At 61.7% G+C, this 13,095-nt stretch carries 15 protein-coding genes; 11 read left to right on the forward strand and 4 right to left on the reverse strand.

Features of this window, described 5'->3' with window-relative positions:
* Window positions 1-45: 45 nt before the first annotated feature.
* The gene (locus J2J98_RS17915; protein ID WP_207601738.1) at window positions 46-1,788 is read left to right on the forward strand and encodes a chemotaxis protein; all 1,743 of its coding nucleotides are present in this window, start codon (window positions 46-48) and stop codon (window positions 1,786-1,788) included.
* Between the two features lie 11 nt (window positions 1,789-1,799).
* On the opposite strand, the gene J2J98_RS17920 is transcribed toward J2J98_RS17915, so the two are convergent.
* Window positions 1,800-2,882, reverse strand: a complete 1,083-nt coding sequence (locus J2J98_RS17920) for a tetratricopeptide repeat protein (protein WP_207601739.1) — start codon at window positions 2,880-2,882, stop codon at window positions 1,800-1,802.
* A 10-nt stretch (window positions 2,883-2,892) separates the two neighbouring features.
* The gene (locus J2J98_RS17925; RefSeq protein WP_207601740.1) at window positions 2,893-3,546 is read right to left on the reverse strand and encodes a thiamine phosphate synthase; all 654 of its coding nucleotides are present in this window, start codon (window positions 3,544-3,546) and stop codon (window positions 2,893-2,895) included.
* Between the two features lie 108 nt (window positions 3,547-3,654).
* Here J2J98_RS17925 and J2J98_RS17930 point away from each other — a divergent pair, with 108 nt between their 5' ends.
* Complete coding sequence (locus J2J98_RS17930) at window positions 3,655-4,419, forward strand: sulfite exporter TauE/SafE family protein (protein ID WP_138394861.1); 765 nt, start codon at window positions 3,655-3,657, stop codon at window positions 4,417-4,419.
* 66 nt (window positions 4,420-4,485) lie between these two features.
* On the forward strand, window positions 4,486-4,746 hold the full coding sequence (locus J2J98_RS17935; RefSeq protein WP_003552646.1) for an ArsR/SmtB family transcription factor: 261 nt from the start codon (window positions 4,486-4,488) through the stop codon (window positions 4,744-4,746).
* Window positions 4,747-4,931: 185 nt separating this feature from the next.
* Here J2J98_RS17935 and J2J98_RS17940 read toward each other — a convergent pair whose 3' ends face one another.
* A complete protein-coding gene (locus J2J98_RS17940; protein ID WP_008533139.1) occupies window positions 4,932-5,105 on the reverse strand; it encodes a YdcH family protein in 174 nt (57 codons plus the stop codon).
* Window positions 5,106-5,332: 227 nt separating this feature from the next.
* Here J2J98_RS17940 and J2J98_RS17945 point away from each other — a divergent pair, with 227 nt between their 5' ends.
* The 8 genes from J2J98_RS17945 to J2J98_RS17980 all read left to right on the forward strand — a co-directional run bounded on the left by J2J98_RS17945 (window position 5,333) and on the right by J2J98_RS17980 (window position 12,243).
* Window positions 5,333-5,536: a YdcH family protein gene (locus tag J2J98_RS17945; RefSeq protein ID WP_010028538.1), complete on the forward strand. Its 204-nt coding sequence runs from the start codon at window positions 5,333-5,335 to the stop codon at window positions 5,534-5,536.
* Window positions 5,537-5,552: 16 nt separating this feature from the next.
* Complete coding sequence (gene purE, locus J2J98_RS17950; RefSeq protein WP_064708761.1) at window positions 5,553-6,047, forward strand: 5-(carboxyamino)imidazole ribonucleotide mutase; 495 nt, start codon at window positions 5,553-5,555, stop codon at window positions 6,045-6,047.
* On the forward strand, window positions 6,044-7,120 hold the full coding sequence (locus tag J2J98_RS17955; RefSeq protein ID WP_207601741.1) for a 5-(carboxyamino)imidazole ribonucleotide synthase: 1,077 nt from the start codon (window positions 6,044-6,046) through the stop codon (window positions 7,118-7,120). The genes purE and J2J98_RS17955 overlap by 4 nt, the downstream gene beginning before the upstream one ends.
* A gap of 165 nt (window positions 7,121-7,285) precedes the next feature.
* Entirely contained in the window at window positions 7,286-7,411 is a 126-nt protein-coding gene (ykgO, locus tag J2J98_RS17960) for a type B 50S ribosomal protein L36 (protein ID WP_003582204.1), read from the forward strand.
* 109 nt (window positions 7,412-7,520) lie between these two features.
* Complete coding sequence (locus J2J98_RS17965) at window positions 7,521-8,135, forward strand: tetratricopeptide repeat protein (RefSeq protein WP_064712167.1); 615 nt, start codon at window positions 7,521-7,523, stop codon at window positions 8,133-8,135.
* 113 nt (window positions 8,136-8,248) lie between these two features.
* A complete protein-coding gene (locus J2J98_RS17970) occupies window positions 8,249-9,304 on the forward strand; it encodes an alpha/beta fold hydrolase (protein ID WP_207601742.1) in 1,056 nt (351 codons plus the stop codon).
* Between the two features lie 106 nt (window positions 9,305-9,410).
* Window positions 9,411-11,147: a gamma-glutamyltransferase gene (gene ggt, locus J2J98_RS17975; protein WP_207601743.1), complete on the forward strand. Its 1,737-nt coding sequence runs from the start codon at window positions 9,411-9,413 to the stop codon at window positions 11,145-11,147.
* 121 nt (window positions 11,148-11,268) lie between these two features.
* Window positions 11,269-12,243, forward strand: a complete 975-nt coding sequence (locus tag J2J98_RS17980; RefSeq protein WP_207601744.1) for a threonine ammonia-lyase — start codon at window positions 11,269-11,271, stop codon at window positions 12,241-12,243.
* Window positions 12,244-12,262: 19 nt separating this feature from the next.
* On the opposite strand, the gene J2J98_RS17985 is transcribed toward J2J98_RS17980, so the two are convergent.
* Window positions 12,263-13,060, reverse strand: a complete 798-nt coding sequence (locus J2J98_RS17985) for an SDR family NAD(P)-dependent oxidoreductase (RefSeq protein ID WP_138394867.1) — start codon at window positions 13,058-13,060, stop codon at window positions 12,263-12,265.
* Between the last annotated feature and the right edge of the window lie 35 nt (window positions 13,061-13,095).

Here is a 13,095-nt window from a genome sequence, read left to right on the forward strand (position 1 = left end):
TAAAACTAGAGTCGAATGGTCTGTGTTTTGAGAAAAGGTATAAATGTGGCACACGCTCTGGTATCATCCGACGCTGCAGCCTACGCATCGGGGCGGGAGATCAGTCAGACCCTGGAATCCGCCCGCAGCCAAGTCGAGGAGCGCTTTCTCGAGGGCGGCTCGGTGCTGCTGTCAGTGATGGATGTCCTCAACCGCCTGCTGAATTCGCTCGAAAGTGTCGCCAAGGCACTCGACGACAAGGAGGCGAGCGATACCAGCGCCGATCTCCGCGCCACGGTGGAAAGCCTGACTGCATTGCCGGTCATCGAAGAAAACCGCCAGCAGGCGCTCATCTCGCTGGCACAAACCGGCAGGGAGCTGCGCAAGCATGTCGCCGACATGCAGGAGACGATGCGCTATCTCAGAACCTTTGCCGTGACCGTAAAGATCACCGGCGCCGGCCTTGCCGAATTCGCCGGCTTCGCTCAGGAGATCCTCGAACGGATCTATTCGGGCACCGACGAGGTCAATCGCTTCGCCGCCCATCTCGACAGTCTCGAGAAAGAGGTCAAACTCGCCGCCTCCTTCGGCGCCAACGTCTCTAAGAGCTACGCCGATACCGTTCCCGCGGTGGCCGGAGCCCTGCGCGATGATGCCGCCAAGATCACCGAACACCGCAAGAATCTCGGCGTCATCGCCCGAGAGGTTGGTGCTATTGCACGTGGTGTCCAGAGCAAGGTCAGCGCCACTCTATCGGCCCTCCAGATCGGTGATATCACCCGCCAGCGCATCGAGCATGTGCAGGCAATCTTTTCGCTGCTTGACGATTTCCTCGCCGGCGAAGATGGCGCCAGGCTCGACGCCGGCGCACGCCAGCGTCTCCAGAATGTTGTTCACCATCTGACCGCCGCGCAGATCAGCGACATGTGCGTCAATTTCCAGCGGGATTCGGAGAACGTCGTCAAGACGATCGCGAGTTTCGACCATGATATGCGGGAAATCCTCAAACTGCGCGATCAAATGGGGACGGAAAGCGGCGAAGCCGGCGGCAATTTCATGCGCGCGCTGGAAGCCAGCGTCTCTGCCGCCCACGAGATCGTCAAGCAGGTCGACACTGCAAGCCGCCAGGCCGATCAGGTAAGCCATTCGACGATCGGCACGGCCGCCAAGCTTTCCGAAGCCATCGCCAACATCCGCGCGGTCAAGACCGACATCCATTACATGGCTTTGAATACCAACCTGCGCTGCAGCCGGCTCGGCGAGGAAGGCAAGTCGATCAACGTGGTGACTGCCGAGCTGCGCATCTTCGCCGGCAAGCTCGACGAATCTGCCGACGCCATCGTCAATGGCCTGCCGGGGCTCGAAGCCGCAGCCGAGCGAGTGGCTCCGGCTACGGATGCGGCGGCCGGCGGACTGGGAGAGAGCCTGACGTTCGCCGTCGGCAATATCCGTTCCGCGGCCAACGTCATGGAAAACGAGCTGAAGGTACTCGCCGAGAACGGCCGCGAGGTCGCCACCAAGATTGGCCTGCTGATCGGCAAGCTGGACTTCCAGCATGAACTTGGCGATGTCCTTGCCCGCTGCGCCGATGTACTCGAAGGCGTCGCTGGCACCGATGTCGCCGATATCTCCGATCTCGCCGAGGCCATTGCACCGCTCGACCGTAAGATCTTCAAGCTCTACACGATGGTCCAGGAGCGCAGTATTCACCGCGATATCATCCCGGCAAGCGAGGAGAGCATTCCAGCTCCCGCCGGGATCGCCAAAGCGGAAGGTGACGAGGATCTTTTCGCCGACGCGCTGTTCTAGACGCCCGGCGGCTACCGCCGCCGGAATCTGTTGGCGGCGTCGATCGCCGCCTTCTGTTGTCCCTCCTCAATGCCGAGATAGAAATCCTCGAGCGCCGGATCGGCGAGTCCCGCACGGCGCGACAACACATACCACTTCGCCGCTTCGACCGGATCCGGCGGCGTGCCGATCGCGTTGATATAGAGATGGGCGAGCTTGTTCTGCGCGACGACATTGCCGCCATTGGCGGCAAGTTTCAGCCACTCGAAACCCTTGACGTAGTCCTTCGGCCCACCGACGCCGTTGACGAGCCAGATGCCGAGATCGAGCTGGGCCGTATCGAAGCCGGCACGCGCGGCACGCGCCATCCATTCGCGGGCAAGCTGCTTCTTTTCCTCCGGCAGGTCCTTCAGCGTCGCATAGATCTGCGCCACGGCATATTGCGAGTCGGCAATGCCCTGTTCGGCCGATTTCTCGTAGAACGGCAGCGCGAGCTTCAGCCCCTTTTCGCCCGGATTGTCGGCGATGAGGATCTGGGCCCAGTTGAATTCGGCTGAGGGATTGCCGGCCTCGGCAGCCTTGCGCATATAATCGTCGGCCTTAGCCTTGTCGCGCATCACACCGTGGCCTTCCATCAGCATCAGCGCATATTTGAACATCGCCGCAGGATCGCCGCCTTCGGCCGCCTTGCCGTACCAGAAGGCTGCATTCTTTATGTCCTTCTTGACGCCGAGGCCTTGCGAGAGGATTTCGCCGATAAGCGTCTGCGCCGCAGGGTCGCCGAGCTGGGCGCGCGGCAGGGCCTTGTCCATTGCCGTCAAGTAGTAGCCGCGCTGAAAGGCGCCGTAAGCCTCGTCGATCGGCCCTTTGTAGTCCTTCTCCGGCGGAAGGTCGGGCAGCTTCGCGCCCATGCGGTCGAAAACGCCGACGCCATCCGAGGGCTTCACGTCCTCGCCGGTGAGCCGGTCCGTGCGGAAGCTTGAAGCCGGCGCAGTGCCCGGCTGGCCGATGACGCTGCCGGGTGCCTGCGCCAGGGCGATATTAGACCCGCCCGCGGTGAGGGCGACCATGCTGGCGAGCATATATTTCAAAAGGCGGGCGGGCGGGATCGGCATGAGCGGGATTTCAATCCTCAAACCGTGGCGCTTTTTCGTCAAGCAGAGCGTTGATCTCGGCAACGATGGACGGCGCCCGAGCGGGCTCTCCGAACACCGCCAGCCGGAACGCTACGAACTCTGCTCCGGTCTCGGCGACGGCAAGAGCCGACGCCGGATCGGTGCCGCCCATGACAATGCAGGGGATCTCTATCATCGAGGCCCACCATTCGCCGAGCGCGAGGTTCTTGGGATGCGCCTCAGGCTTGATGTCCCCGTCGAGTTTGCCGAAGAAGATATAATCCGGCCTGACCTCGCCGATCTCCAGCGCCGTGTGCCGGTCGCTCGCGTTGCCGCCGCCGACGATTAGCTTTGGTGCGTGTTTGTCGATCGCCTCCGACAGCGCCTGCGCGTTACCCGCAAGATGCAGGCCATCGGCCTTTGCCCGTCCCGCCACGCGGCTATCGCCTGCAATCAGCGCGGCGGCTCCGGCATCCTGGATTACCGGCACCAGCTTCTCGGCGTGTTTCTGGAAAGTGCCGTCGTCGAGCCCGTATTGTGGCACGATCACCGAGGCGACATCGCCGCCCTTCAGCGCGTCGGCGACGATCCTTGCCTGCTCATCGGCGTCGGCGATATCAGGGGCGATGAGGACCAGGCGGCAGCGATTTTCGGGTTCGGTCATGAGGTCTTTCCGTTTCCTGCGAATTCCCTTCTCGAAAGGACGGATCCGCACTCGTTTTGTGTGAGTAGTTCCGTTAGAGGAGGCTTGCAAGAGGAGGACGTCGAAAGCATGCCGCAGGACTTGTCATTCTACTACGCCGCCGTGCCCGCAGTTCTGCTAGTCGGACTTGCAAAAGGCGGCATGGGCGATGCTTTGTCGCTGATCGGCCTACCCTTTCTCGCCCTCGTGGTCTCGCCGCTCGAGGCGGCGGCGATCCTGCTGCCGATCCTGGTCTTCATGGACATGATCTCGCTTGTCATCTGGCGCAGGTACGGCGATTGGGCAACGCTGAAGATCATGCTGCCGGGTGCAATTTTGGGCATTGCCCTCGGCTGGGCGACTTCCGCGCTCGTACCCGGTAACGTGCTGCGTGTCGTCATCGGCGCGGTGACGATCCTCTTCTGTCTACGTTATTTCTGGAATAATTTCGGCCCCAGCGCCGGCAAGACGATCCCGCCGCGCGGCCAGCGGCCGGTGGCCGCCGGTCTCTGGGGAACGTTTTCCGGATATGGCAGCTTCGTCGCCCATGCCGGCGGCGCGCCGTTTCAGATCTATGCCCTGCCGCTCAAGCTGGAGCCGCGCGAATATACCGGCACCAGCGTGCGCTTCTTCGCGATCCTCAACGCCATCAAGCTGATCCCCTATTTCGCGCTCGGCCAGCTCGACACACAGAACCTTGCGACCTCCGCCACGCTCCTGCCTGTCGCGCCGCTCGCGACCCTTGCCGGCGCCTGGTGCGTGCGCCGCATGAAGCCTCAGATTTTCTACCCTTTCATGTATGCGATGGCACTGATCGCGGCCTTGCTGATCATGCGCGAGGGCCTTGGCGGGTAATGGCCGCAGCACGCTGCAATGCACAATTTTCTTGCTGCGCCGTGCGGTTTGACGTAGCGTTCCTGCATGTCGAACACGGACCCTTTCTCTGCGATTGCCGATCCTAACCGGCGCTTTCTGCTGGAGGAATTGCGGCGCGCGCCGCGCACGGTCAACGAGCTTGCCGAGGGCCTGCCGATCAGCCGACCTGCTGTCTCGCAACATCTGAAGGCGCTGCTGGACAGCAACCTCGTCTCCGTAACCTCGGAAGGTACGAAACGCATCTATGCGGTCAACAACCGCGGCTTTGACAAGCTCAATCTATGGCTAGATCAGTTCTGGGCCTGACCGCGCCCTTCCCCCGGCGCAATCATTGTAACGCCATTTGCTGCGAGCAGACGCAAAAGCGCCAGCCGCGACGTCACAAGCATCGGGCTGGCGCAATTCTGGTGTGATCACCGGTTCTTGCAAATTTTTGGCGGAATGGATGGATTTACCTCTTGCGCAAGATCGCCCGGCGACCCTTGGGAAGATCAATGGACGGATGACTTGAGACGCTGAATCTCGTCCTTGATGCGCAGCTTGCGGCGCTTGCATTCGGCAATTTCTGTATCGGAGATAGAGGGAGCTGTTCTAAGTGCATGCAACTCCTCCTCGAGAGCAACATGCTTTTTCTGGAGTGATTCAAGATGAGCTTCAACTGTCATTTGACCCTTCCTTCCTCTTACCCTCCCCGACCGTCTTCGTCGGGGATCAAGGTGTCAACGCGCGGACTGTGACATATTTTTGAAGGCTTGTCGAAGGCCAAAAGATGAAGATGAGATGGCAAATTCATGATCAAGACTAACTAGCCGTTACCCGTATTTGGTGATAGGAGCTTGCGGAAATCATCGGCAGATCGGACAAGGTCCGAGGACGATAACGGGGAATGCATATGGCCGATCAGGAACAGGCGGAAATCAGGCTCATGGTGGCGCGCCTGCGCCAGGAGCACGAGGATTTCGATGCCGCGATCAATGCCATGATTGAGACCGGGTGCGACGCTCTGCGAATCCAGCGCATGAAAAAGAAGAAGCTCGTCATCAAGGACAAGCTCTCCAAGCTGGAAGATCAGATCGTTCCCGACATCATTGCCTGAAAGGAGCGGCCGCGCGATGACAGACAGACCACCCGTCGCCATCATCATGGGCAGCCAATCCGATTGGGAGACCATGAAGAACGCTGCCGACACGCTGGAATCGCTGGAGATTGCTTACGACGCGCGCATTATCTCGGCGCATCGCACGCCCGACCGGCTGGTCAACTTCGCCAAGGGTGCACGGGCTGAAGGGTTCAAGGTGATTATTGCCGGCGCCGGCGGCGCGGCCCACCTGCCGGGCATGGCCGCATCGATGACGCCGCTGCCGGTCTTCGGCGTGCCGGTCCAGTCTAAAGCTCTCTCCGGGCAGGACAGCCTTCTTTCCATCGTGCAGATGCCGGCCGGCATTCCGGTTGGGACGCTCGCTATCGGCAAGGCGGGCGCGATCAACGCCGCTCTTCTAGCCGCCGCCGTGCTTGCCCTTTCCGACGAAGAGATCGCCGACAGGCTGGACGAATGGCGCGAGCGCCAGAGTGTCGCCGTCGCCGAATACCCGATGGACGACCTATGAAGGCAGGAACGATCGGCATCATCGGCGGCGGCCAGCTCGGCCGCATGCTGGCCATTGCCGCCGCCAGATTGAATTTCCGCACTGTCATCCTCGAGCCGCAGCCGGACTGCCCGGCTGCCCAGCTTGCCAACCGGCAGATCGTTGCCGCCTATGACGATCCGGCCGCCTTGGCCGAACTCGCCGCCGCCTGCGACGTCGTCACCTACGAATTCGAGAATGTGCCCGTCGGGGCCGCCGAGAGGCTCTCGGCAAGCATCGCCGTCTACCCGCCGCCGAAAGCGCTGGAAGCCGCACAGGATCGGCTGGTCGAAAAACGCTTCCTCAACGGCTGCGGCATATCAACCGCCCGCTTTCATGCGATCGACAGCCAGGCCGATCTGGAGGCCGCCCTTGAGGATTTCGGCGGGCGGGGCGTTTTGAAGACCCGCCGCCTCGGCTATGACGGCAAGGGGCAGAAGGTATTCCGCTCGGCGGCGGACGATCCTGACGGTGCATATGCCGCGCTCGGGGCCGTGCCGCTGATCCTCGAAAGCTTTATCGCCTTCGAGCGCGAAGTCTCGATCATCGCTGCACGCGCCACGGACGGCGCGATCGTCTGCTTCGATCCTGCCGAAAACATCCACCGGAACGGCATCCTTCACACCTCGACCGTTCCAGCCGCAATCTCGGCGGCAACGGCGGAGGCCGCTCGTCGATCGGCCGAAAAGATCCTCGCCGCATTGAACTATGTCGGCGTCATCGGCATCGAATTCTTCGTGCTTGCCGACGGCAGCCTGATCGCCAACGAGATGGCGCCTCGCGTCCACAATTCTGGTCATTGGACGGAAGCCGCCTGCGTCGTCAGCCAGTTCGAGCAGCATATACGCGCTGTCGCCGGCCTGCCGCTCGGCAATGGCGAGCGGCACTCCGACTGCGTCATGCGGAATCTCGTCGGCGACGATATCCTTGCCGTTCCCGATTGGCTGCAGCGTCCAGACACGCTGGTTCACCTCTATGGCAAGAGCGAGTGGCGCCCGGGCCGCAAGATGGGTCATGTCACCACGTTGACGCCGAAATCGCCGGTTTCGCGGTGAGAAAGCGGCCATGCGGCTTTGGAAAAACACCGTCACGTGGTTGACACGGAAAAGGTGACGAGGTATCTGCACCCCCACCTAAAGAGCGCGCCCCGACGGCGCGCTTTTGATTGTTAAAGTTACGGGCGAATGTGAATTCCCCCATAGAGATCGCGGATCAGAAAAATGAAGATCAAGAATTCGCTCAAGTCGCTCAAGGCTCGTCACCGTGACAACCGTCTGGTTCGTCGCAAGGGCCGCATCTACATCATCAACAAGCTGAACCCGCGCTATAAGGCTCGTCAGGGCTGATTGCGCGAATCCGGATTGCTGCGCCGCGCATGTTACGGCCAGGCATATCCGGTAGGTCGCTGCGGTGATCCCGTCTAATTTGTTTGATCTTCGGCGCTGGCGGACTAATATGTCCGCTATGCGCTTTTTTGCTTTGACGTCAGCGGTGCTGCCGCTTGCTTTCATCCTCTTCGCCTCCCCGTTTCCTGCCGCCGCGGCGGAAAAGGACGTCATTGTCGAGCAGAGGGATGCCAGTAGTTCGCCGAAGCAGCGTCTCGATCAGCTTTTCAGCCAGCTGAAACGCGAGCGCGATCCCGACAAGGCCAGCAGCATCGCGAACGAAATTCGCATGGAATGGAATGATTCCGGCAGCGCGACCATCAATCTGCTGATGCAATGGGCCGACAAGGCGATCGAGGAAAAGCGCAATCCCGCCGCTCTCGATTTCCTCGACGAGGCGATCGCCCTCAAGCCAGATTATGCCGAGAGCTGGAATCGCCGCGCCTCGCTGAATTTTGTCATGGGCAATTACCGCAAGTCGATGTCCGACATCGAGCGCGTGCTGGATCTCGAGCCGCGCCATTTCGGCGCCCTCTCCGGCATGGCCGCGATCCTCAGCAATTCCGGCAACGACCAATTGACGCTGAAGGCCTGGGAACGGTTCCTCGATATCTATCCCGCCGAACGCACCGCGCAGGAACAGGTCAACATGCTTGCGGAAAAACTGGCAGGCAATCGAACCTGAAGCCGAGTCGCCGCGCTTGACCGCCGCCCAGATCGCGCAATTTTCAGAACTGTCGAGGCATTTTGACACGACTGCCGCCCTCGCAAGAACCATCGATTGTCGCCGTTAAGATCATGCTTGCAGAAGTTTCCGTTCTTCTCGCCCCGCTGGCCGCCGCCATAGGTTACTCCTCTTACAAGGCGCGGCAATTCGAACAGACCTATCCGAATATCGGCGAACTGACGGATGTCGGCGGCTACCGCATGAATGCCGTCCATATCGAGCGTCCCGAGAGTGCGGATCTGCCGGCGCTCGTCTTCATTCACGGCGCCAGCGGCAATCTGCTCGATCAGATCGTTGCCTTTCGCGCTGCGCTCGAAGGGCGGGCGGAAATGCTGTTCGTCGATCGTCCCGGTCACGGTTATTCCGAACGTGGCGGCCCCGAGAACGCCGTCCCCTCAGGCCAGGCCGATGCAATCGCCCGACTGATGGAAAAGCGCGGCATTGAGAAGGCGATCATCGTCGGCCATTCCTTCGGCGGCGCAATCACCGCCGCCTTCGGCCTGCGACATCCCGACAAAACCGCAGGCCTTCTCTTCCTCGCGCCCGCCACCCATCCGTGGCCCGGCGGCATCGACTGGTATTATCATGTGGCAACCGTGCCGCTCGTTGGTTGGCTCTTCAACCACGCTATCGTCGTTCCGCTTGGACTGAGCCGGCTGGAGCGCGGCACGCTGAATGTTTTCCGTCCCAATCCGCGGCCTGCCGATTACATCGAGAAAACCGGTCCGTCGCTTGTGCTGCGGCCGCGCACCTTCCACAACAATGCCGCTGATTTCAAAAGGTTGCTCGCCTATGTGAAGGAGCAGTCGCTGCTTTATTCGCAGATCACCGCGCCGACTGTCATCATAACAGGCGACCGCGACGAAATCGTCTGGGAACACCTGCATTCTCGCGGCCTTGCCCGCGATATAGCGGGCTCCGAACTCGTTACGGTCCGCGGCGTCGGGCACAAGCCGGATTATCTCGCCACCGATGTCGCCATCGCCGCCATGGAAAAGATCGCCGGCGAGCCGCGCGACCTGCAGGCGAGCGCCCGCCGGGCCGAGGAGAGGCTTGCCGCCTCTCTTGAAGATCACGCGATGCAGATCCAGCCGTCGCTGATGCCGGGGGCTCTCTCCGGCGTTTAGTATCGCCGGTCGGACAGCCAGCTCCCACAAAGCCTAGGTCGCCGCATTGCCGCCGACCGCGGCAGCCCCATATGTCTTTCCGTTGTTGTCCATAGGAGGGGAAATCATGGGCCGCCTGCATATCGGGACGATCTCTGTCATATCGGCATTGTCGCTAAGTCTGACCACGGCTTTCGCGGCGTCGCCCGCACCTGTCGAAGCCGAACACGGGATGGTCGTCACTGCCCAACATCTGGCGACCGATGTCGGCGTCGAGGTGCTGAAGAGCGGCGGCAACGCCGTCGATGCGGCGGTCGCCGTCGGTTACGCACTGGCGGTCGTCTATCCCTCGGCAGGCAATCTCGGCGGCGGCGGCTTCATGACGATCCGCCTGAAAGACGGCTCCAAAACCTTCCTCGATTTCCGCGAACGGGCGCCGCTCGCCGCGACGAAGACCATGTATCTCGACAGCAAGGGGGATATCGTGCCGCGCGCCAGCCTTGACGGTTATCTCGCCGTCGGCGTTCCCGGTTCCGTCATGGGCTTCGAGACGGCGCGCGAGAAATACGGCACCCGATCACGCCAGGATTTGATCGCGCCGGCGCTGCGTCTCGCCAAAGAGGGCTTCACTCTGGAGCAGGGTGACGCGGCGATCCTTGCTGGCGGCGCCAAGCGCCTTGCGAAGGACGAGACGGCAGCGAAGATTTTCCTGAAACCGGACGGCAAGACCTATGCCTCCGGCGAAAAGCTTGCGCAGCCGGATCTTGCCGCGGTGCTGGCAGCCATCTCGGAAAGAGGCCCCGACGCCTTCTACAAGGCCGCCCCCGCCGAGGCGATCGTCCAAGCGAGCCAGGCCAAGGGTGGTATCCTTGCCAAGGAAGATTTCGAGCAATATACCGTGCGCGAGTTGAAGCCGATCGAGTGCAATTACCGCGGCTACGACATCATCTCTTCGCCGCCACCCTCCTCCGGCGGCGTTATCATCTGCGAGATCCTCAACGTCCTCGAAGGCTATCCGCTCTCCTATCTCGGCTACGCCTCGGCTGAAACCGTGCATGTCATGGTCGAGGCAATGCGCTACGCCTATGTCGACCGCAACGCCGCACTCGGCGATCCCGATTTCGTCGAGAACCCGATCGAAAAACTGCTCGACAAGAGCTACGCCAAAGAGATCTCAGCAAAGATCGACCCTTATAAGGCCGGGACTTCGGCGAATTTGAAACCGCTCGGCGACAAGGAAAGCAACGAGACGACCCACTATTCCATCATCGACGACGCGGGCAATGCGGTTGCCGTGACATATACGCTGAACGGCTCCTTCGGCGCGGCGGTCGTAGCGCCCGGCACCGGCGTTCTGCTCAACAACGAGATGGACGATTTCACCTCCAAGCCGGGTGTGCCGAACCTTTACGGTCTTGTTCAGGGCGAAGCCAATGCCATCGCCCCGAAGAAGACGCCCCTCTCCTCGATGAGCCCTACGATCGTCACCCGCGACGGCAAGCCCTTCATGGTGATCGGCAGCCCCGGCGGCTCGCGCATCATCACCATCACGCTGGAGGCGATTTTGAATGTCATCGATTTCGGAATGGATATCGGCCAGGCGGTCAATGCACCGCGTTTCCATCACCAATGGCAGCCCGACAAAGTCTATCTCGAGCCCTATGCGCTTTCGCCGGATACGGAAAGGACGCTTGCGGCGATGGGTTATAGCTTCGACGGCGGCAACGACGCGCCGCTCTGGGGCCAGGCGGCCGGCATACTCGTAGGCGGCAAAAGCCTTGCCGCCATCGAAAAGGGCGGCGGCGCGCGCTACAACGGCGCCATGGACGCCCGCGCGACGGAAGGCTCGGCGGGCGGTTATTGACGGTCGGCGAGCCGCGGGCATAGGTGCGTTGGGCATTCATGTCACGGTGACAAAGTCGCCGTTCACAAACCGTTTGCCCCGTCCTATGCATTAGCGATCCCGCAAGCAGGACGATTCCCGAATGGTCAGCATTGAAATGATTGTTGCCGCCCGCGCCCGACTGCGCGGTCACATCAGACGCACGCCGCTTCTCTCCTCCCCCTTCCTGAACGAGATCGCCGGCCGGCGCCTGTTCGTGAAGGCGGAATGTCTGCAGCATTCGGGTTCCTTCAAGTTTCGCGGCGGCTGGTCTGCCGTCTCCGGCCTCGACCCGGCCGTACGCGCGCGCGGCGTCATCGCCTTCTCCTCCGGCAATCATGCGCAGGGTGTCGCCCTTGCCGCCAAGCTGCACGGCGTGCCCGCCGTGATCATCATGCCGAGCGATGCGCCGAAGCTGAAGATCGCCAATACCCGCGCCTTCGGTGCCGAAGTCGTGCTCTACGACCGCGCCAATGAGGATCGGGACGAAATCGGCGCCCGGCTCTCCGCCGAACGCGGCCTGACGCTGATCAAGCCTTTCGACGAGCCCCTGGTGATCGCCGGCCAGGGCACGACCGGCCTCGAAATCTCCGAGCAGGCTGAAGAAGAGGGTGTCACGTCAGCCGAAGTTCTCGTTCCCTGCGGCGGCGGCGGGCTGAGCTCCGGCATCGCCCTTGCCCTCGAAGCCAGCGCGCCGGATTTTCGCGTCCGTCCATGCGAGCCCGAGAATTTCGACGATACCGCCCGTTCGCTCGCCTCCGGCAGGATCGAACGCAATGCCTCAATGTCGGGCTCGATCTGCGATGCGATCATCACGCCGCAGCCGGGCAATGTCACCTTTCCGATCCTGAAGCGCCTCGCCGGCGCCGGCATCGTGGTCACCGACGAGGAGGCGCTGCGGGCGATGGCGCTCGCCTTCGTCAGGCTGAAGATCGTCGTCGAGCCGGGTGGCGCAGTGGCGCTGGCTGCCGCCCTTTTCCATGGTGAGGCGCTGGAAAGCGATGCGGTCGTCGCCATCACCTCCGGCGGCAATGTCGATGCCGACATCTTCACCATGGCGCTGGAACGCTTCGGCTGAGTAAACGCGGGCGCGTCAGTCAGGCCGTCTTATATCGTTTCGCCGGCGCTGTCCGGGAGAGGCTCGGCATCAGTGCCTGGCGCGCTTGTTCATAGGCAGTCAGCAGACTGCCATCCTCAAGCGACGGGATCGTCGCGAATTCGCCGAGCTCGAGGCCTGCGAGCGAGGCATCGACCATATCTTCCGCCGACATCACGATTTCACCGGGTAAATGCTCCACGGGTGTGCCGGCGACGCCCCAGAACTCCGTTGCTGTGGCACCAGGCAACACAGCCTGGACGCGGATATTCTTTTCTGCGAGCTCGTGCTTCAACGACTGGCTGAAGGCAAGCACAAAGGCCTTCGTACCGCCATAGACGCCGTTCAACAGTTCCGGCGCAATCGCAACAATGGAAGCGATATTAATGACCGTTCCGCCGCCGCGTGAGACGAAACCAGGAACGGCGGCATAAGTCAGCCGCATCAGTGCAGTGACGTTAAGCTCGATCATTTCCTGCATCTTATCGACATCGGCGGCAAGCAACGGGGCCGTTCCGCCGAAGCCGGCATTGTTGACCAGAAGCGTGATGCTTCGGTCTCCCTTCAGCACGCTCTCGACGCGGGAAAGATCCACCTTCCTGCCGAGATCAGCGACAAGGGTCTCGACCGTCCTGCCGGTTTCCGTCGTCAGCCGATCTGCCAATGCCCTCAGCCGCTCCTCATTGCGGGCGACGATGATCAGGTCGTACCCCTGCTTTGCCAGTCTGTGGGCATAGATTGCGCCGATGCCCGAGGATGCGCCGGTGATAAGCGCCGTACCCTTATGTTCCTGTACCATGCTCCATCTCCTTCATGCGCCGGACCTCGCCCTGC

The sequence above is a fragment of the Rhizobium bangladeshense genome, assembly GCF_017357245.1.
Classification (GTDB): domain Bacteria; phylum Pseudomonadota; class Alphaproteobacteria; order Rhizobiales; family Rhizobiaceae; genus Rhizobium; species Rhizobium bangladeshense.